This is a genomic window from Stieleria tagensis (assembly GCF_024129865.1).
Lineage (GTDB): Bacteria > Planctomycetota > Planctomycetia > Pirellulales > Pirellulaceae > Stieleria > Stieleria tagensis.
In genome coordinates this window covers 55042-80064 of sequence record NZ_JAMYFE010000038.1, presented here as the reverse complement: position 1 = coordinate 80064, position 25023 = coordinate 55042, and the positions used below count along the sequence as shown (strand labels likewise).

Annotated in this window: 20 protein-coding genes; 13 read left to right on the top strand and 7 right to left on the bottom strand. The window is 57.2% G+C overall.

Annotated features, from left to right (window positions below; all coding sequences use genetic code 11):
• Position 1: 1 nt before the first annotated feature.
• Together miaE and ftsY are read right to left on the bottom strand one after the other, a co-directional pair.
• Positions 2–583 (bottom strand): tRNA-(ms[2]io[6]A)-hydroxylase, encoded by a 582-nt coding sequence (gene miaE / locus NHH03_RS08750; protein WP_253155388.1) that lies wholly within the window; start codon positions 581–583, stop codon positions 2–4.
• A 7-nt stretch (positions 584–590) separates the two neighbouring features.
• The gene (gene ftsY, locus NHH03_RS08745; protein WP_253155387.1) at positions 591–1643 is read right to left on the bottom strand and encodes a signal recognition particle-docking protein FtsY; all 1053 of its coding nucleotides are present in this window, start codon (positions 1641–1643) and stop codon (positions 591–593) included.
• 451 nt (positions 1644–2094) lie between these two features.
• Here ftsY and NHH03_RS08740 point away from each other — a divergent pair, with 451 nt between their 5' ends.
• The 4 genes from NHH03_RS08740 (at position 2095) to NHH03_RS08725 (ending at position 7766) form a co-directional block, all read left to right on the top strand.
• Positions 2095–3357: a porin gene (locus NHH03_RS08740; protein WP_253155386.1), complete on the top strand. Its 1263-nt coding sequence runs from the start codon at positions 2095–2097 to the stop codon at positions 3355–3357.
• A gap of 316 nt (positions 3358–3673) precedes the next feature.
• On the top strand, positions 3674–5050 hold the full coding sequence (locus NHH03_RS08735) for a porin (RefSeq protein WP_253155385.1): 1377 nt from the start codon (positions 3674–3676) through the stop codon (positions 5048–5050).
• 665 nt (positions 5051–5715) lie between these two features.
• A complete protein-coding gene (locus NHH03_RS08730; RefSeq protein WP_253155384.1) occupies positions 5716–7098 on the top strand; it encodes an ammonium transporter in 1383 nt (460 codons plus the stop codon).
• 320 nt (positions 7099–7418) lie between these two features.
• On the top strand, positions 7419–7766 hold the full coding sequence (locus NHH03_RS08725; RefSeq protein ID WP_253155383.1) for a P-II family nitrogen regulator: 348 nt from the start codon (positions 7419–7421) through the stop codon (positions 7764–7766).
• A 2-nt stretch (positions 7767–7768) separates the two neighbouring features.
• Here NHH03_RS08725 and NHH03_RS08720 read toward each other — a convergent pair whose 3' ends face one another.
• Positions 7769–8149 (bottom strand): DUF3127 domain-containing protein, encoded by a 381-nt coding sequence (locus tag NHH03_RS08720; RefSeq protein WP_253155382.1) that lies wholly within the window; start codon positions 8147–8149, stop codon positions 7769–7771.
• A gap of 217 nt (positions 8150–8366) precedes the next feature.
• On the opposite strand from NHH03_RS08720, the gene NHH03_RS08715 reads away from it, so the two are divergent.
• The 5 genes from NHH03_RS08715 (at position 8367) to NHH03_RS08695 (ending at position 16822) form a co-directional block, all read left to right on the top strand.
• Entirely contained in the window at positions 8367–9107 is a 741-nt protein-coding gene (locus tag NHH03_RS08715) for a 3-keto-disaccharide hydrolase (protein ID WP_253155381.1), read from the top strand.
• A 675-nt stretch (positions 9108–9782) separates the two neighbouring features.
• Positions 9783–11084: a DUF1559 family PulG-like putative transporter gene (locus tag NHH03_RS08710; RefSeq protein ID WP_390895542.1), complete on the top strand. Its 1302-nt coding sequence runs from the start codon at positions 9783–9785 to the stop codon at positions 11082–11084.
• Positions 11085–11174: 90 nt separating this feature from the next.
• Complete coding sequence (locus NHH03_RS08705; protein ID WP_253155380.1) at positions 11175–12356, top strand: DUF1573 domain-containing protein; 1182 nt, start codon at positions 11175–11177, stop codon at positions 12354–12356.
• Positions 12357–12541: 185 nt separating this feature from the next.
• Entirely contained in the window at positions 12542–14677 is a 2136-nt protein-coding gene (gene pilM, locus NHH03_RS08700; protein ID WP_253155379.1) for a pilus assembly protein PilM, read from the top strand.
• A gap of 6 nt (positions 14678–14683) precedes the next feature.
• Positions 14684–16822, top strand: a complete 2139-nt coding sequence (locus tag NHH03_RS08695; RefSeq protein ID WP_253155378.1) for a DUF1559 family PulG-like putative transporter — start codon at positions 14684–14686, stop codon at positions 16820–16822.
• 4 nt (positions 16823–16826) lie between these two features.
• Here the strand turns inward: NHH03_RS08695 and NHH03_RS08690 are convergent, their stop codons facing one another.
• Complete coding sequence (locus NHH03_RS08690; RefSeq protein WP_253155377.1) at positions 16827–17612, bottom strand: class I SAM-dependent methyltransferase; 786 nt, start codon at positions 17610–17612, stop codon at positions 16827–16829.
• A 93-nt stretch (positions 17613–17705) separates the two neighbouring features.
• On the opposite strand from NHH03_RS08690, the gene yaaA reads away from it, so the two are divergent.
• Positions 17706–18491: a peroxide stress protein YaaA gene (yaaA, locus tag NHH03_RS08685; RefSeq protein WP_253155376.1), complete on the top strand. Its 786-nt coding sequence runs from the start codon at positions 17706–17708 to the stop codon at positions 18489–18491.
• 174 nt (positions 18492–18665) lie between these two features.
• Here the strand turns inward: yaaA and NHH03_RS08680 are convergent, their stop codons facing one another.
• Complete coding sequence (locus NHH03_RS08680) at positions 18666–19181, bottom strand: GrpB family protein (protein WP_253155375.1); 516 nt, start codon at positions 19179–19181, stop codon at positions 18666–18668.
• 115 nt (positions 19182–19296) lie between these two features.
• Positions 19297–21126 carry an SHD1 domain-containing protein gene (locus NHH03_RS28135; RefSeq protein ID WP_315861435.1) on the bottom strand — a complete coding sequence of 610 codons (1830 nt, stop codon included), beginning with the start codon at positions 21124–21126 and terminating at the stop codon, positions 19297–19299.
• Positions 21127–21442: 316 nt separating this feature from the next.
• Here NHH03_RS28135 and NHH03_RS08660 point away from each other — a divergent pair, with 316 nt between their 5' ends.
• Genes NHH03_RS08660 through NHH03_RS08650 form a run of 3 tightly spaced genes read left to right on the top strand, consistent with a single transcriptional unit; the run spans position 21443 to position 24300 of the window.
• A complete protein-coding gene (locus tag NHH03_RS08660) occupies positions 21443–23275 on the top strand; it encodes a sensor histidine kinase (RefSeq protein WP_253155374.1) in 1833 nt (610 codons plus the stop codon).
• 27 nt (positions 23276–23302) lie between these two features.
• On the top strand, positions 23303–23761 hold the full coding sequence (gene rnhA, locus NHH03_RS08655) for a ribonuclease HI (protein WP_253155373.1): 459 nt from the start codon (positions 23303–23305) through the stop codon (positions 23759–23761).
• Positions 23762–23769: 8 nt separating this feature from the next.
• Positions 23770–24300, top strand: coding sequence for a type 1 glutamine amidotransferase domain-containing protein (locus tag NHH03_RS08650; RefSeq protein WP_253155372.1), 531 nt, complete (start codon positions 23770–23772; stop codon positions 24298–24300).
• A 40-nt stretch (positions 24301–24340) separates the two neighbouring features.
• On the opposite strand, the gene NHH03_RS08645 is transcribed toward NHH03_RS08650, so the two are convergent.
• On the bottom strand, positions 24341–24865 hold the full coding sequence (locus NHH03_RS08645; RefSeq protein ID WP_253155371.1) for a hypothetical protein: 525 nt from the start codon (positions 24863–24865) through the stop codon (positions 24341–24343).
• Positions 24866–25023: the final 158 nt, after the last annotated feature.

Sequence of the window (25023 nt, the reverse complement as noted above, 5' to 3'; positions counted from 1 at the left end):
GTTAGCTGTGCATCCTGGCTAACGGACTGCCTTTTGCGATGATCGCGGTTTCCTGCTCGGACAGTTGGTTCAATCGCACAATCACCGTCTCGCGGTCGGCGAATTGTTCGGCCAGTTTGACATAGGTCGTATGGTGCCGGGCTTCGGATTCAAACAGACCGGCGTAGAAATCAGCCAGCGCGGCATCCTGCTCGCGGACATGATCGGCCAGCAATCGAAATCGTTCACAACTGCGGGCTTCGATCAGCGAGGCAACCAGCAAACGATCAACGGCGCGCTCGGGTTCACGGTTGCGGACCAATGTGTTGAGTTCGCGGCCGTAGTGACCGCTGGCCAAACGTTTGAAAGCAATCCCGCGTTGGTCCAACACTTCCAACACCATGTGGTAGTGCTCGAGTTCCTCTTCGATGATCCGCGTCATCTCGACACACAGCGGACGATTCTCGGTGTAGGAATTCATCAGATTCATCGCCGTCGTCGCAGCCTTGCGTTCGCAGTGGGCGTGATCGACTAGGACCTCCGGCAAATTCTCGTCGACTTGTTTCAGCCAACGTTTGGTCGATTCCGATTGCAGATGCAACATGCCGTCGTTAACCCTCGAACAGCGCGGACGCGAAACTGTCGGCATCAAATTCGGCAATGTCTTCGATGCCTTCGCCAAGTCCGACAAATTTGACGGGCAGTTCGAACTGACGCCGGATCGGCAAGATCACACCGCCGCGCGCTGAACCGTCCAATTTCGAGAGAATGATTCCTGTACAGCCGGCTGCCTCGCTAAACCCCTTGGCTTGGCTGAGCGCGTTTTGTCCTCCGGTGGCGTCGAGCACCAGCAAGACTTCGTGCGGGGCGTCCTCGATTTTTTTGCTGACGACCCGGCGGATCTTGTTCAGTTCCTGCATCAGGTTCGTCTGGGTTTGCAATCGGCCGGCGGTGTCAATGATCGCCACATCGGCGCCGATTTCGAGGGCGCGGTCGACGGTTTGAAAAGCGACGCTGGCCGGATCGGCCCCTTGAGAACTGGTGACGATTTCACATCCGATTCGCTCGGACCAAATCGTCAGTTGTTCCACGGCGGCGGCGCGAAAGGTGTCGCCGGCGCCGAGCACAACCTTTTTGCCGCTGGCGGCCAAGTAGTGCGATAGCTTGCCGATCGATGTGGTTTTGCCACTGCCGTTGACGCCGACCACCAGAATCACGCTGGGGCTGCCCGACAGATTCAGTGGCGCGGCGTCTTGTTTGAGCATCTGCTGAGTCTGCTCGGTGATCGACTGCAAGACTTCGTCCAAATGGACCTTTCGCCCGCGATAGCGTTTGGCGATGTCGTCACGCAATTCTTCGGCGGGGCCGGCCCCCATGTCGGTGCGGATCAGTTTGGCGAATAGCTCCCCTAGGAATTCGTCGTCGACCAATCGCCCGTCGTCTTTGAACAGATCGCGGATATCGGTATTGAGCGCGCGGCGGGTTTTTGCCAGCCCGCCGCGAAACCGCGACAACAGGCCTCCGGTCGGTGGCTCGCCGGGTGCCGCTGCAGCAGCCACATCCGCAGTGGTATCGGGTGCAGACGGCTGTGGTGACGCAGCGGCCTGCGGCGAGACTTCCTCGTCGGCTTCTGCAGAATTCTTTTTGGATCGCCAGAAAACCATCGGTTTTGCTTCCGGACAGACTGAGATTGAGTAGGAAATAGGGGATAAACAAAGAGTTTGTCGGATTGGCAGCCGTTGTGGTACCGCCCCAGCGGATGGTTTCTGCAATCAAGCGACGCACAGACCACCAGCCCCGCCTGGACCAATCCGGGGATTCAGACGCCACAACGCAGCCAGAAAAGTTTGACTGACAGCGCATTCCGCGACATCTGAACCATCTGGACCACTACCGGGGGGACTGCTGCCAAAGAATGCAGATTGCTCCCAACTCCTGAACAAACCATCCCGATAACCCACTCTGACGACAGAGGCGACACGTCAGAAGGTCATGTGAATGGCCTGACCAATGAGGGACATCAACGGCCCGCGTGCTTTGGTCGCGAGCGTAATGCGTTGTTGCCCCTATTTAATTTGAAACCCAGAAAATGGAAATTCGGGAGAATCTGAAGCGATGAAGCTTAGCAAAATTGCCATGATGGCGGCGATTGCCTGCGCGTCCTATACGAGCAGTATGACCGCCAATGCAAATGACCCCTTTCAATTAGTCTCGCACTGTGCCGCCTCGTGCGACTGCGGTGAACCGGTCTGCGGCTGCGAACTGGTCGACACCGGTTGCGGCGACTCCTGCGACGGCGGCTGTGACTCGGCGTGCGGTTGCGGTCTCGGCAGCATGCTGGGCGAATGTGACCTTGGCGAGCAATGGTCGCTGTTCGGCGAACACTGCGGCGTCAGCGTCGGCGGCTGGCTGCAACTGGGTTATCACAGCGCGGGCAACAGCCTGTTCAACAGCTATCCCGACCACCTGCAACTGCAACAAGCATGGTTGTACGCTGAAAAAGCGATCGACACCTCATGCGGATTCGATATCGGTGGACGTGTCGACTACATGTACGGTACGGACTCGCAGGACACGCAGGCCTTCGGAACTGACCCTCGCGGTTGGGACAACTCCTGGGACAACGGCGGCAACTACGGCCGTGCGATGCCACAATTGTACGTCGAAGCCGGCTACGGAGACTTCTCGGTCAAAGCGGGTCACTTCTACACCCTGATCGGGTACGAAGTGGTGACCGCCCCCGATAACTTCTTCTACAGCCACGCCTACACGATGTACAACAGCGAGCCCTTCACGCACACCGGTGTGTTGGGAACCTACAACGTGAACGACCGAGTGACCGCCTACGGTGGTTACACGATGGGTTGGGACAGTGGTTTCGACGACAACGGTGACAACTTCTTGGGCGGTCTGTCGGTTGCAATGACCGACAGTCTCACCCTGACCTACGCCACCGCGATCGGTCGCTTCGGTGACCTGCCCTTGGGAACTCCCGAGAAAGGTTACATGCATTCGATCGTCGCTGACGTTGCCGTCACCGACAATCTGCAATACATCTTCCAGAACGATTGGTTGGACACCGACGACGCCACCGGCGCAACGGTCCGCAAGACCTTCGACATCAACCAGTACCTGATCTACTCGATCAGCGACTGCTTGGCAGTCGGTGGACGCTTCGAATGGTACAACCAAGAAGGTGTCTACAGTGCTCAAGAGTCGGACATCTACGCTCTGACCACCGGCATCAACTACAAACCGCATGCCAATGTCATCGTCCGCCCCGAAGTTCGCTGGGACTGGGATGAAGATCAAGTTGCTGGTCTGGAAGACGGCGACAAACAAACCACCTTCGGTGTCGATACGATCTTCTTGTTCTAAGCAAGTCTCGATTCGAAACCATTCGGTTTGATGCATCAGCCGGCCATCGCTTTGCAAAAAGTGATGGCCGGTTTTTTTTGCGCCCATTCAAAGACGACCTGACCGGTACGGATTAACACCGCCTGTTAAAACAGGCGCCTTTGGCAAAACGCGAAAATCCAGAACACTCAATTTTCCTGACGGTTTCTCCCGATAGTTCTGTTGGCAGATGATCAGGTGGTGGCGATCGGCATCGAAGCAAGGGCGGGCGATTCTGATCACGCGCTGAGAAGATTACAGACAGGAACGTCCCGCGAGGACTCATTCGAGAAACACTATGAAACGTCAACTACTATTCAGCACGCTTGCTTTGCTGTCCTTCGGTGGCTCCGCCTTGGCTGCAAACCGCGGCGGTGACTTCGCCCCCGGTGGTGCGCAACAAGCCGGCTATCACGAAGCTCCCGGTGCTGCCCGCCAGGTCGCCCCGGTCGGATTTTTCGGCGAAGTCGGCTGTGGCTGCGAAACGCCCTGTGATTGCGATTCAGTGCCGTTTGAAGAACCGGGCTGTGGTGTCGAGATCGATTGTGGCTGTGCCGACATGTCCTGCGAAGGCGGTTGTGGCGGTGGATCGGCAGGCGGTTGCCTGACCGATTGCTGCTTCAGCGGCATGCTTGGCAGCTGCGATTTGGGGGAACCCTTTGCACTGCTGGGTGAAAGCTGTGGCTACTCGGCGGGTGGTTGGCTGCAATTGGGATACACCAGCAAAGCGCTGCCACTGTTCAACAGTCGAGCCGACAACCTGCAATTTCAACAGGCCTGGCTGTGGGCTGAAAAAGCCATCGACACCTCCAACGGTTTCGATATCGGTGGGCGAATCGATTACGTCTACGGTACCGATGCCCCTGACACCCAAGCGTTCGGCACTTCGCCCTACGGCTGGGACAATAGCTGGGACAACGGCGCCGACTACGGCCACGCCCTGCCGCAGTTGTACATGGAAGCCGGCTATGGCGACCTGTCGTTCAAAGTCGGTCACTTCTACACCCTGATCGGGTATGAAGTCGTGGGCGCCCCCGACAACTTCTTCTACAGCCACGCTTACACGATGTACAACAGCGAGCCCTTCACGCACACCGGTGCTCTGGGAACGTTGGCCGTCACCGACGACATCAAGGTCTACGGCGGATACACACTCGGTTGGGACAGCGGTTTCGACGACAACGGCGACAACTTTTTGGGTGGAATTTCGGTCGACGTCAGCGATGACATCAGCCTGATCTATTCCTGCACCGGCGGTCGATTCAACGACTCAAACGGCAACTCCGAACGCGGCTACATGCAGTCGATCGTGGCCGATATCTCGCTCACCGACAAACTGCAGTACATCTTCCAGACCGATTACCTGGACACCCAAGACAAGTTCGACGATGGCGTCCGCAACACCTTCGACATCAACCAGTACCTGATCTACTCGGTCAGCGACTGCTTGGCTGTCGGTGGCCGCTTCGAATGGTACGACCAGGAAGGCGTGTACACCGCCTATGGGGATGATTCAGACATCTACGCACTGACGTTGGGCGTGAACGTCAAACCGCACGCCAACGTGATGATCCGACCCGAGATCCGCTGGGACTATGACAACGAGGAAGTCATTGGCCTGGAAGATGGCGACAAGCAAACGACCTTCGGCATCGACTCGATCTTCTTGTTCTAAACGCCTGGCTCGCTCACAGCCAGACAGCGATTCCCGCAGCGGTCGCGTTCACTTTCACCCAGTGGACGCGACCGTTTTTTGTTGCGTTAAACAGCCTGCTCAACTCAAATCACTCAGCAAATTGCCGCTTCGATCGCATTGCTCTCCCTTGGGCAGGTCGTGCAGCTTGGCGTGCCACCNNGGGGTCACTGTCGAACCTGCTGAGTCTGCGCGCTCTCTGCTGAGAACGAAAGCCAAACAACACTTCGAGCGAGCCAGACACAGAGTCCCGCTTGCCCAAATCCCAGGCATCCGTCTGCGCATTGCCTAGGCAACTAACGCCTGGTCACGTCCTGTACACCTTAAATGGACAGCCATTTTCTTTTTCTTAGTTTTTTTAAACTCTTACTGTCATTCGACTTAGGAACGACGCTGCGATCACGATCCGGCATTTGGCGCGACTGATGCTTCGGATCCCGGTCCATCAGGCGGACGCTCAAGTTCCACGAGTACCCACTCAACCTTTTCGACGGATGGCCCGGGCAGGAGTAGGTAGCGGGCGGATTTGAATGGCTTGCTTGGATGTTGATGAACGAGGCCGGAGGAAGAAACGTTCATCGGCATTGTCAAAGACTGAACGGTCGGTCTTGGGACATTCCGTTAATTACCACACGAGAGAGAAGAAAATGGCACGTTTTGGAAAGTGGCGTCTGCCACTCGCCCTGCTCGCAATTGCGGGCGTTGGAATCGGGGTGGGTTGCCCCGAATTGTTGGCTCAGGAGGCGGAAGCCGAAGTGGAAGTGGTTGCTGCTGCGACGAACTACGACTACACGATCAACACCTTGATCATGTTCGTCTGCGCGGTGCTGGTCCTGTTCATGCAGGCCGGATTTGCGATGGTCGAAGTCGGAATGAACTCCGCCAAGAACACCGTCAATATCTTGGCTAAGAATGTGATGGACATTTCGGTCGGCGTGATTCTGTTTTTGTTCATCGGTTTCGCTTTGATGTATCCAGGCGATTCATGGATCATTGACGGCTACTTGGGGACGCCGGGTGCATTTGTTGGTGAAGACGCACCTTACGAGGGCGACTACAGCAACTCGGCTGACTTCCTGTTCCAAGTTGCTTTTGCGGCAACGGCAGCAACGATCGTTTCCGGTGCCGTTGCGGGACGGATGAAGTTCGGCGCCTACCTGGTCTACAGTGCCATTCTGACTGGATTTATCTACCCCATCAGCGGTGCCTGGAAATGGGGCGGCGGATTCCTGGACGCAATGGGCTTTCAAGACTTTGCGGGGAGTGTGGTGGTGCATGCCGTCGGTGGTTTTGCCGGCTTGGCCGGTGCGATCGCATTGGGGCCAAGGCTGGGACGCTACACCGCCGAAGGGAAAAGCGTTCCGCTACCCGGACACAACATCGCTTTCGCCGCACTCGGGGTATTCATCCTGTGGGTGGGGTGGTACGGATTCAACCCCGGTAGCCAATTGACCTACGCCGGTGACGCCAACGCCGCCGCGACAACCTACATCGCATTGACCACCACGCTTGCCGCAGCCGCCGGTGCAATCATCGCACTGCTGGTCGGTTGGGGATTGTTCAGCAAACCCGACCTGACGATGGCCTTGAACGGCATCCTAGGCGGTTTGGTTGCGATCACCGCGAACTGCGACCGTGTAGCCCAGTGGGAAGCCCTGGTGATCGGCGGGATCGGTGGAGCCCTGGTCGTGATGGGCATCGTGCTGTTGGACCGACTGAAGATCGACGACCCGGTAGGTGCCTGGCCCGTTCACGGTCTGTGCGGCGTCTGGGGTGGATTGGCCACCGGTATCTTCGGCGATTTGCCGGATGGAATCGAAAGCGTCGGTGCCTTCGTCGGTGTCCAAGCTCTGGCCACCGTCGTGATCTGTGCCTGGGCTTTCATCACCATGGGCATCGTGTTCTACGTGCTCAAAGCGGTCGGCATGCTGCGAGTCAGCCCCGAAGACGAACAAGCCGGTTTGGATGTTTCCGAGCACGGCATGCAAGCTTACCCATCGGACGCCTTGGCGGGCGGTTCGGTGAACTAACTGTCTACCTATCGCTGCCCTGTCACCAGCCGTGATTCGTCGCGACTGGCGGCAGGGCAACCGAACAACAACCAGAGTGATCACCGCAACTATGTGAGAACTTCTCGGCTCTTGCCTGGGCCAGAAGCTGCCCTGCTCGGATGAGTGTCCGCCTCGCTCGTCCGAGTTAGGGCTTTCTCGCACCCCTGCTTTTTGCTCTGCCGCAAAGCCGGCCATCCAGCGATGGATGCCGGCTTTGTTTCGTTGTCCGCTGTGGGTTATAACCCCAGTAGGCCAGGTGCAACCTGGCGATCTTACATCATCACCCGGATTCCGCAGCCGTGAAACTGATCATCGCTATCATCCAGCCGACCAAATTAGACGCCGTCAAAGAGGCGTTGACCCAGGTCGACGTGCATCGCTTGACCGTCCTAGATTGCCAGGGATTCGGTCGCCAGAAAGGCCAGACGGGGAATTACCGCGGCACCGAATTCAGCGTCAACCTGCTGCGCAAGGTCCAACTGCAGATCGCTGTGAACGAAGAATTTGTCAAACCAACGATCGAAGCCATTTTGGCCGGCGGTCGCAGCAGTGATTCGGGAGAGATCGGCGACGGCAAGATCTTTGTCCTGCCGATGGATGATTGCATTCGGATTCGCACCGGCGAACGCGGCAGCGAAGCGATCTGAGTTTAGAAGGGGGCGTCTTCTTCGCCCGCTTCGCTGAACGCAGCATTGGGATCTGACACCCGCTCACTCATTGCATCGGCCGGATTGGCATTGCCGGTGATTTTGAACGACGTCGCTTCGACGTTGACAAAGAACTTGACTTCGCTGGTGGCGTCCTTTTGCCAGCGCCGGCCGTTCAAACGGTAGGTGATTTCAACCTCATCCCCCTCGTTCATCTCATCCACGCTGTCACATGCATCGCGTGTGAATTCCACGGGCACGAAATTGGTGAAACTGCCCTTATCTTGCTCCAAGACAACCATTCGCTTGCGAAAGCCTTTGCTCCCGTAGGTCTTGGTTTCTTCAATCAGGTGAACAACGCCGGTAACGGAAGGATCGCTCATCGCTTTTCTCGAAATCGCTCTATTTTGGGGGGGTGCTTGCTCATGCAAGACGCTTCCTCGGCGCAAAATCCATGCCGCCGAACTGAATGTGATGGGGTCACGGATTGTAACGGGTTTTTAACCGACGCGAGAGGCGGGTTCTGGCAACCGGGTTAACGCGCAGTCATACTGCCCCGTCAAAACCTCCCCCCAAACCATACCCCTGCTGGAGAAATCGATGCCTCGTTTGTTTGCCTTGGGAACTTTGTGCCTGATCCTGACCGCCAACTGCTGTGCCGACCAACCGCCGACCGCAGCCCCACCTGAACAAGACGGCATGACCGAGTTGTTCAACGGCAAAGACCTCGATGGCTGGGACGGCGATCCGCGATTGTGGTCCGTCAAAGACGGGGTGATTCATGGCGAAACCACGTCGGAAGTTCCCACCAAAGGGAACACCTTCCTGATCTGGAAAGACGAAGTCGCCGATTTCGAATTGCGACTCTCCTTCCGCTGCACCGAATCCAATAACTCGGGCATCCAATATCGTTCGCAGCGCGTCAGCGGTGGCAAGAACCCTGGCAACAATTGGATTTTGCGCGGCTACCAACACGAACTTCGCAACGAAGAAAATTTCCCTAACGTGCCTTCGTTCATCTATGACGAAAAAGGATCGCGCGGGCGAATCTGCTTGGTCGGTGAAAAAGCCGTCTGGGAAAAAGATGGCAAACAAATCATCGGCGAACCATTGATCAACGCCGATGAGTTTAAAGAACTGATGAAAGTCGATGAGTGGAACGACGTGGTGATCATCGCCAAAGGCAATCACATTCAACACTACTTGAACGGGCGTTTGGTCCTCGACTTCACCGACAATCATCCTGAAAAATCGTTCTCCAAAGGCCTGATCGGATTGCAGCTGCATGCCGGCAAACCGATGTGGACCGAATTCAAGAACATCCGCATGCGCACTCTCTAGACGACTCGCATCGCCGGCCTGTCCGATTACCCGGCCCGCCGCGCGAGACCGATCAATGCCATGGATCGCTTCGTCGATCCAATGCCCCTAGGCGCGGATGATTCATCAGCCATTGAGCGATCGCTCACGACCAATGGCGTGAATCATCCGGGCGCCAGCGCGCACAACACACCGCTGGCGTTCAACCACATCGTCCGATTCTTTCTTGACGCAGATCGGGTGAAGCCCGTGTGTGCATTGCGTTAAACGCCCGCCACCTCGTTGGCAGAGTCGCGCCATTTGATGAAGCTGCGCCGTGGTCGTTGCAAAGGAACGATGAAGTCTCGGTAGCAGCACGCGGTTTGCGATTGCGGCGCCTTGAGAGCTCGGTTCAATACGCGGGTTCAGTCGACCGAGTTCATCGATCCAGCAGACTTCAACGTAGTCGGTGAATAGCTTCACCATTTACTCATGTTTGCCGCATCAAGACTTCTTCGAACTCTGGTTAACTGCTGTCGTGATGAATCCTTGGTGTGTTGCCGAGGCTCCGAAACCAAACATCGACGTGAGCGTCATGTCATGTGTGGAGTTTGAAAAGAAAAGAGTACTCGGCCAGCCGACTCTCTTGAGATGTTTCCCTATTGTCGGACGGGCACCATTTGCCAGTCCGTAGAAATCCAAACAAGGAATTTCGAAATGTCGCGCATGCGCAAGTCAGGTTTCACCCTGATTGAATTGTTGGTGGTGATCGCCATTATCTCTCTGTTGGCAGCCCTGTTGTTGCCCGCAGTGACCAAAGCACGTGAAGCTGCTCGCGCAGCACAGTGCCGTGCCAACCTGAAAAACGTTGGAATCGGATTGTTCAAATACAGCATCCGCAATTCGCGTGGCGCTCTGTGCAGTGGTGCCAGCGATTTCCGTCGCGACGGCTGCATGGACACCTATGGCTGGGTGGCCGACTTGGTCAACGTTGGTGACGCCAACATGAACGAGTCGTTGGACCCCTCGAACCCGCTGAAGGGTTCGGAAAAACTCAATGACCTGCTTGGTGGTGACACCAACGACAGCAAAGACAACGCCCCCCCAGCTCGCCTGGCCAAAGGTATCTGTGGCAAAGACGGTGATGTGGCCAACGGTGGTGGATTCGCCGGCACCAGCGGTGGTTCCGAACTGTTCTTCGCAGGAACCGCCGTCGACACCGATGAACGAGCCGCATTGGTGTCTCGCTACTTCATCGCGCAAGGCTACAACACCAACTACGCCGCGAGCTGGCACCTGGTCCGCGGCATGGTGAAGACCGCCGTCGACGTCACGGGCAACTTGACCACCGCCGACGCTCCCAACGACAAGTTCAAGGGTCTGGGCGGAACCACCGGACCACTGTCGGCCAGCTTGCTGGACAAGTCCCGTATCAGTTCTAGCAATGTCGGCTTGATCGGCTGCGCCGCTCCTGGAGATATCGACGAAGCAATCTGTGCGCAAACGATCTCCCACAGCCCCGACGACATTTTTGGCACCGCGTTGGGCACCAATGATGAACGTGTCGATATCAACGTCGGTGACCTGCTGACCGAAGCGTTCAACGATGGCCCCGCCTTCTGGGACGAAAACACCAAACGCATCGGATTGATCACCGGGCTGGCAACCTTGGAAGCTCAAAAAGCTTGCGAAGCCGGCGAGCCGACCACCGCCGCCTGTGGCGCTCCCAGCGGATCGGCGACCAGTGGCAACGACGTCTACATGCAAGACACACGCGACTGGTTTGCACTGCACCAGGGCTCGGCCAACATCCTGATGGGCGACGGCAGCGTCAAAGTCTTCTATGACCTGAACGCCGACGGATTCCTGAACCCGGGTTTCGACGTCAACGGGCTGACCGACGCCGAAGTCAGTGCTGTCGGTTACTCCGATGCCACTGTCGAAATGAGCAAAGACCAGTTCTTCGCCGGCTTGTTCCTAAACGACAGCTACTTCAAAGGTGTTTTCGAAGCTCCTTGATCTTCGAACCATCTGCTGTTTTCAATGGCTTCATCCCTGCGGCTTCTTCGGAAGTCGTAGGGATCTCTTTCGTTTCACGTCGAGACTGCTGTGACTGCGTTTTCAAGAAAACTGATTTGGTGTGCGACCGGAATGTTGACGTTCATGCTGGTGACAGCTGCGTTCGCCATGACTGTGACTTACAAACCCTATGGCGTTCCCGATCACCTGCGAGATCAATACGACATGGCAGTCGACAACCTGAAAACGCGACAGGTGATACGGCAAAACCTGGACGATCGTGCCAGACCTGTCGCACGGATCGATCAGCAGTCACATGACTTTGGCATGATCAATCCGCATTCGACCGCGTCGCATACTTTTGAAATCTCCAACGACGGCGATGATCCACTGTCACTGAGTATCCGTGAGACCAGCTGCAAGTGCACGATTGGTGATTTGAAATCCGATTTATTGCTACCGGGGGAAACGACCGAAATCACCCTGACCTGGAACACCGGCTACAAGGAAGATCGCTACGAACAGACGGCCACGATTGTCACCAACGATCCACTGAAGAAAACCATCGAACTGAAAGTCAGTGGCCAGGTCCGTGCCAAACTGGTTGCACCGGAGAGTCTTTCATTTCCCAAATTGGAACTTGGTGAACGCGGCGAAGTGTCGTTCGTGGTTTACAGCCAACTGTGGGAAAACTTCGTGATCAGCAAGGTGCAGTCTGACTTGGATGAATTTGAATGGACCGCCGTCCCCGCCGATCGATCGGATTCGCTGCTGGTCGACCAAGACCCGCTCTGCGCATGGACAGTGCGGTTGTCCACACTGGTCACCAAGCACGGCGAATTCAATGCCGACGTGACGCTGGAAATCCAACCCTCTGACGGCAGCCCCGCGGAAACACGAACCATCCCGTGCCAGGGAAAGACACGTCCCCCAATTTCCTTTGCCAGTCCCGAAATCCATGCGACCGACGGTCTGGATTTTGGCACCCTGACCAGCGGAACCACGCACCAGTTCCATCTCGCCGTGCGCGTCCATGGGGACAAAGGGCGCCACGTCGAAGTGCTGGATCATTCGCCGAAAGAACTGTCGGTTGCACTGGCAGCCACCAAGATCGAAGGCACCTATCGGTTGACGATCACCGTCCCGGCCGATTGCCCGATGGTCGTCTTCAACCGACGTGACAAACAGGGTTATGTCCAAGTCGGTGATCCCGATCACAAAGAGTTTTCCAGTTGGTTCCCGCTGCACGGTGCCGTGGTCACCTTGGACTAGATCCACGATGTCGGAATGTTCATGTTGCGTTTTTCATCACAACCCGACGCGTCAGCGAGGGATTCAGGGTGTGAACGGGATCCCTCGCTGACGCTTCGGGTTACCAAAAAACAATGCATGTTGGGTTCCTGACCCCGTTTCCGCCGGCCACGACAGTCATCATCTAAAAACGATTCGAACGATCTATGTCAACCGATAGCCCCACCCGATCGGCCGCCGCCATTGATTGCGGCGTCTGCACGACGGCGAATCCGCCAGGCACTCAATTCTGTCCCGGATGTGGACACTCGCTGTTTGAACCCTGCGGCGGATGCAGCAAACCGGTCCAGTACTCACAAACGTTTTGCGGCAGTTGTGGTCACAACCTGGCCAAAGAAATCGAGACCAAACGCGCGAAGTATTCCCAATGGATGTCCGAAGCCGTCACCATGGCCAAGCATCACAAATACGACGACGCAATCGGTTTGCTCAGCCGTATCCGAGGGGAGAAAGACTACCGATTCAAAGACTTGGCTGACAACGCTCGGCAAGCGGTCGAGAAAGTTGATTCGATCGCTGCTCAGATGAAGGCCAGCGTTGCCCGTGCCGAGACAGCCGCAGAGTCGGCGATCGAAACGGAAGACCACGCCAAAGTGGTCGAACTACTGGGAAGCGTGCCGGAGGTTTTGCTCAGTCCTGCTGCGAAGCGGTCGCTCGGCCTCGCTCAATCACTGATCACTCAAACCACGGATTTAGAACAATCCTGCCACGACGCGATCAACGCCAAGAATTGGGTTGCTTCCGGACCACTGTTGGATCAACTGATCGAGTTGTATCCCAAGAACGATCAGTATCCGAAACTGGCTAGACAAGTTGGTCAACGACTTCTGGCGGCGGCACAAAAATATTGTGACCAGCGGCGCTATGCTAAATCGATGAAAGCCCTGCGGGCGGTGCCTGCGATCGTCCAGTCCGGCGGCTACTATGAACTTCGCGGACGCATCGAGAACATTCTTTGGTTACGTGAACAGTTCGACAGCGAACCGTTTGATTCGCCGACACTCGGTCGCCTAGCCGTACGTCTGGCAAAAGAGGAACCGGACGATCCCGAGAACGTCAAACGCGTTAACAAGATCTCGGCCAACTTAAAGTCCGGCGAACGTTGCCCACGCAACGGATTCCCCTATCGCCCGCTGCCCAACAATTCCTGGCTGGGCGGAAAGATCGAATTTTTGCGTTGCCCACAATCCATCGCACCCATCAAAATCAAGGGATTGGAGCTCTGGTCCGGACGATTGAACGTCGCCATCGGACTGGCGTTGCAAGGTTTGGAAAAAGCTCGTCTCGATTACAACTTCATCGAGAAAAAAGGGTTTCTCAAGTCACTCGGCCGGCGCAAATCGACGTTGACTTGGGGAATCGATATCGGATCGTCGGCGATCAAAGCCATCGCGCTGCAAATCACAGCGGACCAGATCGAAATCGTTGATGGCTTTGTCCATGAATTCGAAGAACCGTTGTGCCGCCCACTGCCAGGCCAACCGCGCGACCAAGCCTTGACCGAAGCACTGGCACAGATCAATGAACAACATTCCATCGGCGACTCGCCGGTATGGGTGAATTTTCCTGCAACCGCCGCGATCGCTCGATTTTCATTGCTGCCACCGGTCGGCGACAAACAAGCCAAACTGTTGCTGGAACGCGAAATCGCAACTCGAATTCCAATGGAACTTGACACCATGGTGATTCGATCGTGGACGGGCGACCACGAACCCGACAGCACACTCGGGCGTGCCGCGATGACCGTTGCGGTCAAAAAACAGACCGTCCAGGAATTGCAGGAGCGGATCGCCGGCGTCGGCTGGAATCTAGCCGGCATTCAAGCCGAGCAGGTGGCGCTGCTGAATCTAGCCTACCACGAATTTCCCGAAGAACTCGCCGCGGAATCCGTGGACCCATTCAAACGTCCCACCATCGCGATGTTGCACGCCGGTGCCGAGGCCAGTACTTGCCTGCTGCTTTCGGATCGATCGCATTGGTTCTGGACGATCGAAGCGGGCGGCGAAGATTTGACCAGCATTCTGGCACGGCAATTGAAACTGCCCCGTAACGAAGCCGAACAATTGAAGCGTCGGCCGCATGCGCTCCCATCTCCCGCCGCCGACTACCAACCCATCGAAGCCCGACTGGATGATTGGCGAGCACGGTTCAAAAATACGTTCGCTGATGGCATCAAACAGGACCCCAGTTTTCATGTGACGCACTGCTACGTCTCCGGCGGCGTGCCCTACGCCCATCAATGGACGCGGCGCACGATGATGATCAACACTTCGGATCAGTGATTTAGGATGCAAACCGTCAAACCAACACAACGTCTCGTCAAGATCTCGCTCCTATTGACGACATTCTGTCTGTCGCTGCCAGCCTGTGGCCCCAGTCAGCATGATTTGATGATGCGCGCCGCAAGGCGACAACGACCGACATCGGGAGATGAACAGGAACAGGAAGCAAAGCCCAAAAAACAGACGGCGACCGCTGCGGTGACCACTGCGGCGAGTGAACCGTCATTGAAAGTTCAACCGGATGAACCCGATGAACCCGCAGTGGCAAACGTTGAAACCACCGATCAACCGGAACCGCCGGCGGTGCTCAAAGTGTCCCCCATTGGTCAGCGTGTTCCCGAAGCACCATTGAGTGAAGAAGAGCGTCGGCGACATGCGTTCCGCAGCATTAAAAAGATTGCTCAGGCGTTGGAACGTTACCATCAAAAAGAGGGAATCTTCCCTCCGCCCTACAAAACAGTCGACGGCGGTTTCAAAGGACTCTCCTGGCGCGTCGAACTATTACCCTACCTCGGATACGAAACGCTCTATCAAAAGTTTGACAAAAGCCAGCCGTGGAATCGTGAACCCAACCAATCCTTGCTGGAATTGATCCCCGACGAATACGTCTCTCCCGAGCGGTTTGACACCAAGACGAACTTTCAGCTTCCGGCCCATCCGACATTTACATTTGGCGAGGGACGAACCACCTCGCAGCGACGAATCGAAGATGGGGCGGAGAACACGATCCTATTGCTGGAGGTCGATGATCGAGATGCCGTTCCGTGGACGAGTCCCGAGGACTATATCCCGAAAAATTTATTGCAGATGTCGCAAGAGTTGGGAGAACTCAGAGGAGACGGAACCTTTGCCTGTTGGGCCAACGGCTGGCCGACGCTGCTGTCGAATTCGGTCACGGACGAGCAATTACGTGCCGCGATGACTCATGAAACGGGTGACTATATGGTCGCAAGCATGATCCATCGCGACATCCCTGTCACGGATTTGACCGACGGTGAATCGCAAACCAATGCGTATGCCCAGCAGCTGCAACAGCAATTGCAGGACGTCGCAGAAGCCGTCACTACGAATCCGGGAGCACCAAAACCGATCGAAACCATCGCTGCTATTGAGCGCGAAGACCTGCCGATCGCAGCCGACGTGGCCAAAGCCAAAGACCGCTTGCGACTGTTGTACGCCGACGCCATTGGCGATGCGAAGTTTGAAAAGGCCAAGGCCACGTTGGCCACGCGGATGCTCGCTCAAGCCGAGGAGATGACAGCGGACCCGGCCGGCGCGTTTGCCTTGCAGACCGCGGCACTTAGTCTGGCACTTGAAAGTGCTGATGCCGCAGTGGTCATCGAAGCGATCGACCGCAAGGTGCTGCGATTCAATGTCGACGCCTTTGAAACCAATGTGGATGCGTTGACACGGTTCTCGGAATCCTCTTCCGCGCTGGGGCGTACCGGAATTGAGGGAATCACCGACTTGTTAAAGCGTCTGACCGTGGTGATCCATGCCTGCGTGATCGAAAATGATTACCTGCGTGCTGCGAAACTGACCCGGTTCGCCAGCCGTGTCAGCGACCGCGCCGACTCAGACGAAATCACTCGGATGCTCAATCGACTCCGCAGCCAACTGGGCGCGGCTCAAGCGGAATACGACAAATCCGTCGAGTTCCTACAGATCTACCGCGAGCAACCCGAAAACGTCCAGGCCGCTGCTGCGTTTGGCTCCTTTCTGTGCTGTTTCAAAGGCGACTGGGAAACCGGATTGCCGTTGATCGCAAAATCCGAATCCTCCGCATTCGGCAAGACAGCCGCATTGGACTTGGCAGGCGCCGCCACCCTGGATCAATTGGTCGTGTTGGGCGATGCATGGTGGGATCTCAGCCAGCGCGGCCGAGGCGTTTATCGCCAAGCTGCAGAAGACCGCGCCGTGATGTGGTATTTGGCAGCGTTCGAACAGATGCCCTCGTCGCTCGAGCGAATGCATGTGAAAAGCCGCCTGGCCGAAGCCCAGGAGACGTTGGCGTCGAGTCCGTTGGCGCTGTGTACCCAATTGGCTGAAGCGTTCGGAGCAGACCTGTCGATCAACCTGATCGCGTTGGCAGACCCCGCCACAATCCAACGGCGACTTGCCAAAGCCGACCGCGACGAAGATTGAACGGCTAACCGCGGCAGCGGCGGAGCACGTAAACGACGTCTTCGCTGCTGGCGTCGACGGTGATCGGATCGGCCAAGTCGTAACCAAAATCGTAAGTGGCTTCGGTTTCCCAGAGCCCGCTGCGGTTGATCAGTGACGCCATTTGCTTGTGGGTGTAACTGCGGAGCACCAGTTCGTCTTCGATGCGGACGCTGCCCGAGGGCCGGTGGATGTCGAAACGGATCCCGTATTTCTCCACCCGTTTTTTCGGATCGCGAGAATTGGTCCACATGTGTGTGTTGACCATCAGATGACCGCGGCGTGCCGACCAGGACTCACCGTCACTCGGCGGCACCTCAGTCGGCGTCAGGTGCACGCCCAACAGATACAGCCCACCGACGCGCACGGCCGCGGCCATCGATCGCATGTGAGCATCGGCGTCCGCTTCGCTGGAGAGGTGGCGAAAACTATTGATGGTGTTGAATGCCACGTCGGATTTACGCTTTAGGCGGAAATCCGACATGTCGGCAACAAACGCGCGAAAGGGCATCTCGTGGCGGACGAAACGGGCGTTGCAAAATTCGACGGCTTTGGGGTTCAAATCCAATCCATCGACTTCAAAGCCGCGTTTGGCAAGCGAATACAGCAACCGCCCTGTCCCACAGGCCGGTTCAAAAAAACGCTTGGCCGGGCGTGAGAGGTACTCGTTGGCACAACCCAGGATGAATTTGGTTTCTGCCGCACAGTCGGCTCCAAAAACCAAGTCGTAATATTTTGGGTGATCGTAGATTGATTCGTTCAGAACTTGCATTTCATTTTCTCGGTGGCATTTGGCAAGGCTTTTACTCTCTCTACAATCCTGCGTCCACCCGCTGCCCGATTCATCCCTCCCGTCAAACTCAACATGCTGATCGTTCTTTCCCCAGCCAAGACGCTCGACTACGAATCGAAACCGACAATCGACACACAAACCACGGCGGAGTTGCTTGATCAAAGCGAGATCCTGGTCGGCTTGCTAAAGAAAAAGACACCGAAACAAATCGCGGCACTGATGGGGATCAGCGACGCCCTGGCCGAACTGAATCATCAACGGTACCAAGAATGGGAACTGCCGATGGCGGCTGATGCCTGTAAACAAGCGGTGCTGGCGTTCAACGGGGATGTTTACGTCGGACTGGAAGCCAACACGATGACGAACAAACAATTGCTGTACGCCCAAGACCATCTGCGGATCCTGTCGGGGCTGTACGGCGTGCTGCGACCACTGGATGCGATGCTGCCCTATCGGCTGGAGATGGGAACGGGCTTGAAAAACAAACGCGGCAAAGACTTGTATGCGTTCTGGGGAACACGGATCACCGCCGCGATCAACGCACAGCTCAGTGAAATCAATTCACGTCACCTGCTGAACCTGGCTTCCAACGAATACTTTCGCAGCCTGCAAAAAAAGCAGATCGACGCCCCGATCGTCACGCCGGTGTTCAAAGATCGAAGCAATGGCAAGTATCGGGTGATTAGTTTTTTTGCCAAGAAAGCGCGGGGTGCGATGGCGGCCTGGGTGATTCGCAACAAAGTGAAATCGTTGCCGAAGCTGATCCAATTTGATCTGGACGGCTATCGCTATGCGGAAGAGTTGTCGTCCGATTTCGCCCCGGTGTTTCTCCGCGATCCGAACGACACGGGCAATTGAAAACGGCGGGCGTCAGCTGGACGCGGATGATTCATCCGTCGATGAAGCGCCAGGTCAACGGTTCGATTTGACTCACATTGCAACGTCCGCGGAACCGGACACCAGCGCGCGTGCCGGCTGATTACCAACGATAAATTGGTGTCGATCGATGCCAATGTCATGATTCACCAGCGCCTACTGGTGTTCGATCAGGTGCGCAAAGAAGACGGCTTTATCATCCGCATACTTCTGTGGCGCGCCGCTGGCCCGTCGCCAACTCGATAGCTTGGACGTTTCGAACCGCAAGGAGCGCTCGCGGTCGCTGCGCAGGGCGTCACGCACCGCCAGCGCACTACGATAGAAAGGGCTATCACGGTAGGTGATGAACAGCCGATGGGTTGGGTCGCCGCCGCGGGGTTTGTCCATCACGATCGTTTCGGCCGCCCACATCGGCGTGTCACGCTGGCGAAAATTCAGGCCTTCGATCAAATCTGCCGACGTCAACATCGCCTGTTCGGCGTCGTGATCATCGCGGACCACAGCGATCACGTCCAAAATCGGACGCGCCACCATGCCACCGATCGCGGTGCTGCCGATGTGTTGGATCTCCGTCACCCAGCCCCGACAGCACTGCAGGATTCCGCTGCGAGTCTGTTGGAACTCTTGTGGCCAACGTGGGTCGTAGTGCATCAGGCGGACGACGTCGGACATTTCGATCGTTCCAATAAAAAAGCGAGCCCATCGTAGATCACGATAGGCTCGCCGGATGGATTCAGACTGTCAAGCGATTCGCAATGACAGCCGACTGCTTCTGCGTCCGCTCGGCTCAGTTGCTGCTCAGCAGAGGAACGCGTGAAAGTTTGACCTGGTCACGAATCGAATCGACATAGGTCGCGTCGGCCGGGCACAGTCGGCCGGCTGGGACAGTGCAGGTCCGACCGTTCGATTTCAACAGACGAACATACTCGCTGGTGATCTCGATCAATCGACCTTGGACTTGAAACTTGCCGGTGTTGTCGATCCAAGTGCGGACGTGAGTGCTGCCAAGCGGATCGACCGAATCAATCGGCACGGTGCTGACGACTTGAACCGACACCGAATCAGGCGCCGCCGCGGGATTGGATTGGCCAAACAGGTCATCCATCGTTGCGTCGTCGGTTTTCTCCGCAGGCGCGGCGTCATCGGCCGGCGGGTCGCCGAACAGATCGTCTAAACCGTCGTCTTTGGGAGCGGCATCAGCAGGCGCGGCGTCGGTCGGCGTACCGAACAGATCGTCCATCGCCGGATCACTGTCAGCCGGTGCGGCATCCGCAGGGGCCGCATCGCTGGGAGTTCCGAACAGGTCATCCATCGATGCATCATCCGCGGCCGGAGCTGCATCTGCCGGAGCCGCATCTGCTGGAGCCGTGGTATCAGGCGTTCCGAACAGATCATCCATCGCGGGTTCATCGACTGGAGCGGCATCGGCCGGTGCGGGGTCGCCGAACAGGTCGTCCATCGCTGGCTCATCTGCAGCGGGTGCTGCGTCGGCCGGTGCGGGGCTATCGGGCGTTCCGAACAGATCATCCATCGCGGGTTCGTCGGCTGCTGGTGCGGCATCCGCAGGAGCCGGGTCACCGAACAGATCATCTGCAGGCGCGTCGGCTGGGGCAGCGTCAGCAGGGGCCGGGTCGCCGAACAGGTCGTCCGCAGGCGCGTCGGCTGGGGCAGCGTCAGCGGGCGCCGGGTCGCCGAACAGGTCATCCATCGCGGGTTCGTCGGCTGCTGGTGCGGCATCCGCAGGAGCCGGGTCGCCGAACAGATCATCCGCGGGCGCGTCGGCTGGTGCGGCATCCGCAGGAGCCGGGTCACCGAACAGGTCATCCGCAGGCGCGTCGGCTGGTGCAGCGTCAGCGGGGGCCGGGTCGCCGAACAGGTCATCCGCAGGCGCTTCGGCTGGTGCAGCGTCAGCGGGGGCCGGATCGCCGAACAGGTCGTCCGCAGGCGCGTCGGCTGGTGCAGCATCGGTCGGCATCGGGGCAACCGGCGCGGGCTGCGCCGTCGACGGGGCATCAAACGGGTTGGAGTCCGCAGCGTCGGTCGCAGGTGCTGGGTCTGCTGCAGGTGCTGGATCTGCAGGCGCTGGGTCTGCTGCAGGCGCTGGGTCGTCCATCGGTGGCCGCGCCGATTCCTGTTTTTCTGGTTCCGGTGCTGCATCGTTGCTGGACTTGGGCTCGACAGCATCATCCGCCGGTGCCGCCGGAGTAGCAGCCTTTGGCTCGGCTGCTTTTGGTTCGCTCACCGGCGGCGGATCCGAGCTCGGTTGCGGCGCGTCGGTCGCGTTGCTGGATTGGGTCGGCGCGTCCAAGATGACATCGCCATGAATCATCGGCGGGGCAGCCGATTCGACCGGTGACGACAGGATCACCTCGCCGCAGCAAGCGGACGATGGATGGCTGATGATCGGCGCCGCCGTGATGACTTCACAGGTCGGCACAGGGGCACAGCAAACCGGCTGCGGGCAGGTCACCACGGGCGTGCAAACCTCGACGCACGAATCATATTGTTGACAGCGCATTCGTTCGAGCAGACCGGCGGACACGGGGCTGATTCCTAGCCCTGCGATCAAGCAGATGACCAGGGCCCACTGGAGAACGTTTCGGACCTTTCGTTTCATAATGGGAGGCTCCTGAGCGGCTTGGCAGCCGCGCGGTTCAAGCGGTAAATGTTTGGGGGAGGTGAAATCGTAAGCGTTGTCGAAAACACGTTTCGTGCTTCAAGCAATGCTAATTGGCCCAAAATCAGGTCACAAGCGGATAATATGGGCAAAATGATCTTGTTATCTTTGATCGCTAGCGAATGAATCACTCTGTCGATGATGCCGGCTGACGCGATAAAACTAAACACAGGGACTGCCGTGGTACTGAACAACCATGGTGGGCCTGTCGACACCACCCTCACTGTTTCACTCTTTCAAAGACTCGATCAACGTCATGTTTCGCCTGGTTCAAGGACTGTTTTCGTCGATGAGCCTGGAGCGAAAGTGTTTGCTTTTCTTTGGATCCGCGTTCACCATTCTAATGTGCGGGGCGTTCCTGGTGGTGCAAACCCTGGGAAATCGGTTGGTGCTGCGCACCACCCAACAGCGGGCCCAGGATTTAGCCGATGCGGAATTGATGCTGCTGCACAGCGACGCGATCTGGGCCCAGCGGAGTGACGAATCGGCGATCGCGACCAACGTGCCGATCTTGACCGGGCTGCGTGACGAGATGTTGGCCAAGAACATCGACTTTGAAATCCTGGGCTTAGAAGACCAGGTGAAATACGACAATTTGCGGCCGATCCAGCCGCCGGCGGATCCGACCGAGCGCCAACTGTTGGAAAAGCTCGAGCCGCAGTTTCGCAACCAACTGGCACGGCGGATCACCCAGCAACTGCCTGACATTTCCGAATCGATCGACCTGGGCGAAAATGAATCGATGAGCATGATCGGATTGGGCACTTTGCCGGTCCACCAACAGCTCGGCCCGGTCGATGGGCGCTACATCTACTATCGACCGATCTTTCCCAAACAGACCTGTATCACCGGTTGCCATGCGCCCCCGGACGACCGCGATGCCGAACTGGTCGCCAACGGCACACCAATCGAACAAGCCAACCTGGCGCCGTTCCGCGTGATTCGTGTCCGCATGCCCTACAAGGAAACCGAGAACCAAACCACCTGGATCAGCTCAATCGTGGTGGCCCTGGCATTGTTTATCGTCGCCGCCACGCTGTACATGCTGCACGCCTTGATCCGCTACCTGGTCCTTGAACCGCTCTATCACTTGCGCGATGTCAGTGATTCGATCACGCACGGCGATGTCACGCAGCGCGCGGTGATTGAAAGTGAAGACGAATTTCGTGAGCTGGCCGACGCCTTCAACCGGATGTTGCGGGGGATGCTGGAAAGCCAAGCCAAAGAGAAATTGATCAACGCGGAACTCGACGCCCGCGTCGATCAATTGGCCCAGTTAAACTGGCGTCTGTATGAAGCCAACCGCGTGAAAAGCGATTTCATGGCCAACATGAGCCACGAACTGCGAACCCCGCTCAATAGCATCATCGGTTTCTCCGACGTGTTGCAGGGCATCGATTCGTTGAGCGACAAACAACGGCGCTATGCAGAGAACATTCAAAAGAGCGGCCGGCTGTTGTTGGAAATGATCAACGACATTCTGGACTTGGCCAAAGTTGAAGCGGGGAAAATGGAAGTCCGTCGAAACGAATTCGATCTCGGCCGACTGGTCGGGGCGCAGTGCGATATGATCACGTCCCTGTCGGAGGACAAAGACATCTCGATGACCGTCGACGTCCCCGACGATCTGCCGATGGCTTACCAGGACCCCAACAAACTGGGCCAGATCGTCAACAACCTCCTCAGCAATGCGATCAAGTTCACGCCCGAGGGCGGGATGGTGACCGTCCGCATCGTCGACCTGGCCGGTGGGCTGTCGACCGGTCGATTCCGTTTACTGGTGATCGACACCGGGGTCGGCATTGCCGAAGAAGACCAATCCGTGATCTTTCAAAAATTCCGCCAAAGCCGCAAAGTGCTCGACGGCGAAGGCCTGACGCGTGAGTATTCCGGGACCGGGCTGGGGCTTTCGATCGTCAAAGAACTGGCCAAACTACTCGGCGGCGAAGTCGGGTTTGAAAGCGAACTTGGCCGCGGCAGCACGTTTTGGGTCGAACTGCCCTGGCGGCTTAGCGATGAAGCGATCAAAGTCGCTTCTGAACTGTCGCAGCCGACCGGATTGCCCGCTCCGCCGATCAGTTCGGCCTGAACCACACATGGAACTCCCTTCGACGCGATGAAACCAGTCCAGCTCTACACCGATGGCGCCTGCAGCGGGAATCCCGGCCCGGGTGGTTGGGCGTTCATTCTCCGCTGCAGCAAAACCGACAAAGAACTCGAGCGCGCCGCCGGCGATCCCGACACGACCAACAACAAAATGGAACTGCAAGCGGTGATTGAGGGGCTCAAGGCCCTCAAGGAACCTTGCGAAGTGACTTTGTACGCCGACAGCAGCTATGTCCTGCAAGGCATGCAGAGCTGGATGAAAGGTTGGAAAAGCCGTGGCTGGAAACGTCGCGATGGATCTAAATTGGTCCCCGTGAAAAACGTCCAGCAGTGGCAGGAACTCGACCAGCTGATGCAACCTCACACGATCTTGTTCGAACACGTCAAAGGCCATTCCGGCCATCTGGAAAATGAACGCTGCGATCAATTGGCCGTCGCAGCCTATCAACGTTATCTGGTCAAGAAATAGCGATCGCCATGAGTGACCTACCTTTGAGCGGCCAATCGTTTTTGATCCTGGTCGGCGACATCTACGAAGACCTGGAACTGTGGTACCCCAAGCTGCGTTTGATCGAAGCCGGCGCGGAGGTGACCGTCGCCGGTCCCGAAGCCGGTGTGACCTATGCCGGCAAGAACGGCTACCCCTGCGTCGCCGATGTTCGTATCGACGCGATGCAAGCAAGCGACTTTGACGGACTGGTCGTGCCAGGTGGATTCATGCCCGACAAACTCCGCCGCGATCCCATCGTGCTCGATTTGGTGCGCGCGTTCCAGACCGCTAAGAAACCGATCGCGGCAATCTGCCATGGCGGTTGGATCCCGATTTCCGCTGGCGTCTATCGCGGCGTGAAAGTGACCGGATCGCCAGGCATCAAAGATGACTTGATCAACGCCGGTGCCGACTACCAAGACAGTGCGGTCGTGGTCGATCAAAACCATGTGACCAGTCGACGTCCGGATGATCTGCCCGATTTCTGTCGTGCACTGATCCAGTGCTGCACTCGTTAACCGGCTGGACTAAGTGTCCGGCGGCGCGGTTCAAGTTTGCTTAGCCTGTGCGACCTTGTGACGCAGCGATCAATCCGCCGCCGCCACAGACCACCGCCAGGGCCGCAGCGATCAACGCATTCCGCCCCCAGCGCGCTTTTTCATCGGCGATGACCTGGTACTTGTAGGGCATCACCATGTCCAACGAATATTTCTCCATGTCTTCGAACTCGCGGATCAAAACCGCCGGATCGACGTCCTTGTAGTTTTTGTCGATGTCTTCCAAATGCGACTCGGTCGTCACCTCGGACTCGATCATCGCCCAGCGAATGCCGTTGTAGGCTGCCCCCAGCAAAGCGGCCACGGCGACCAGACTGAGCGCGACAAAGGTGATCGTGCCGGCGACCGAACGCGACGGTGTCTCGGCAGGCGAATCCGAATCGCCGGTTTGCGGCAACTGGCGAAGTTCACCCAGTTTCGGAATCGCTACTTCTGCTTGACATTCCGGGCACGTGACTTGGTCACCCGCCTGGGCTGGGGTGACAGAGACCGGGGCTTGACAAGATGGGCAAGATAGCAGGTACATCGGATGAAATATGAAGAAGTTTTGAAGGTGTTGCGGGTGGACCGGGGCAGTCCGTGGACTAAAATAAGGAACGTACTCGACCAGGCCACTTTAATCACCGCTCCTAACGTCATTGTGACGGCACTCGCAGCAAGTCAATTCAGCGTTTTGCCAGCATC

Bases quoted from the DNA above. Each gene is read 5' to 3' on its own strand.
- NHH03_RS08695 (WP_253155378.1), top strand. From the start codon at position 14,684: ATGCAAACCGTCAAACCAACACAACGTCTCGTCAAGATCTCGCTCCTA.
- rnhA (WP_253155373.1), top strand. From the start codon at position 23,303: ATGAAACCAGTCCAGCTCTACACCGATGGCGCCTGCAGCGGGAATCCC.
- NHH03_RS28135 (WP_315861435.1), bottom strand. From the start codon at position 21,126: ATGAAACGAAAGGTCCGAAACGTTCTCCAGTGGGCCCTGGTCATCTGC.
- NHH03_RS08645 (WP_253155371.1), bottom strand. From the start codon at position 24,865: ATGTACCTGCTATCTTGCCCATCTTGTCAAGCCCCGGTCTCTGTCACC.
- yaaA (WP_253155376.1), top strand. From the start codon at position 17,706: ATGCTGATCGTTCTTTCCCCAGCCAAGACGCTCGACTACGAATCGAAA.
- miaE (WP_253155388.1), bottom strand. From the start codon at position 583: ATGTTGCATCTGCAATCGGAATCGACCAAACGTTGGCTGAAACAAGTC.
- ftsY (WP_253155387.1), bottom strand. From the start codon at position 1,643: ATGGTTTTCTGGCGATCCAAAAAGAATTCTGCAGAAGCCGACGAGGAA.
- NHH03_RS08690 (WP_253155377.1), bottom strand. From the start codon at position 17,612: ATGCAAGTTCTGAACGAATCAATCTACGATCACCCAAAATATTACGAC.
- NHH03_RS08660 (WP_253155374.1), top strand. From the start codon at position 21,443: ATGTTTCGCCTGGTTCAAGGACTGTTTTCGTCGATGAGCCTGGAGCGA.
- NHH03_RS08710 (WP_390895542.1), top strand. From the start codon at position 9,783: ATGTCGCGCATGCGCAAGTCAGGTTTCACCCTGATTGAATTGTTGGTG.
- NHH03_RS08720 (WP_253155382.1), bottom strand. From the start codon at position 8,149: ATGAGCGATCCTTCCGTTACCGGCGTTGTTCACCTGATTGAAGAAACC.
- NHH03_RS08740 (WP_253155386.1), top strand. From the start codon at position 2,095: ATGAAGCTTAGCAAAATTGCCATGATGGCGGCGATTGCCTGCGCGTCC.
- NHH03_RS08680 (WP_253155375.1), bottom strand. From the start codon at position 19,181: ATGTCCGACGTCGTCCGCCTGATGCACTACGACCCACGTTGGCCACAA.
- NHH03_RS08730 (WP_253155384.1), top strand. From the start codon at position 5,716: ATGGCACGTTTTGGAAAGTGGCGTCTGCCACTCGCCCTGCTCGCAATT.
- NHH03_RS08735 (WP_253155385.1), top strand. From the start codon at position 3,674: ATGAAACGTCAACTACTATTCAGCACGCTTGCTTTGCTGTCCTTCGGT.
- NHH03_RS08715 (WP_253155381.1), top strand. From the start codon at position 8,367: ATGCCTCGTTTGTTTGCCTTGGGAACTTTGTGCCTGATCCTGACCGCC.
- NHH03_RS08650 (WP_253155372.1), top strand. From the start codon at position 23,770: ATGAGTGACCTACCTTTGAGCGGCCAATCGTTTTTGATCCTGGTCGGC.
- pilM (WP_253155379.1), top strand. From the start codon at position 12,542: ATGTCAACCGATAGCCCCACCCGATCGGCCGCCGCCATTGATTGCGGC.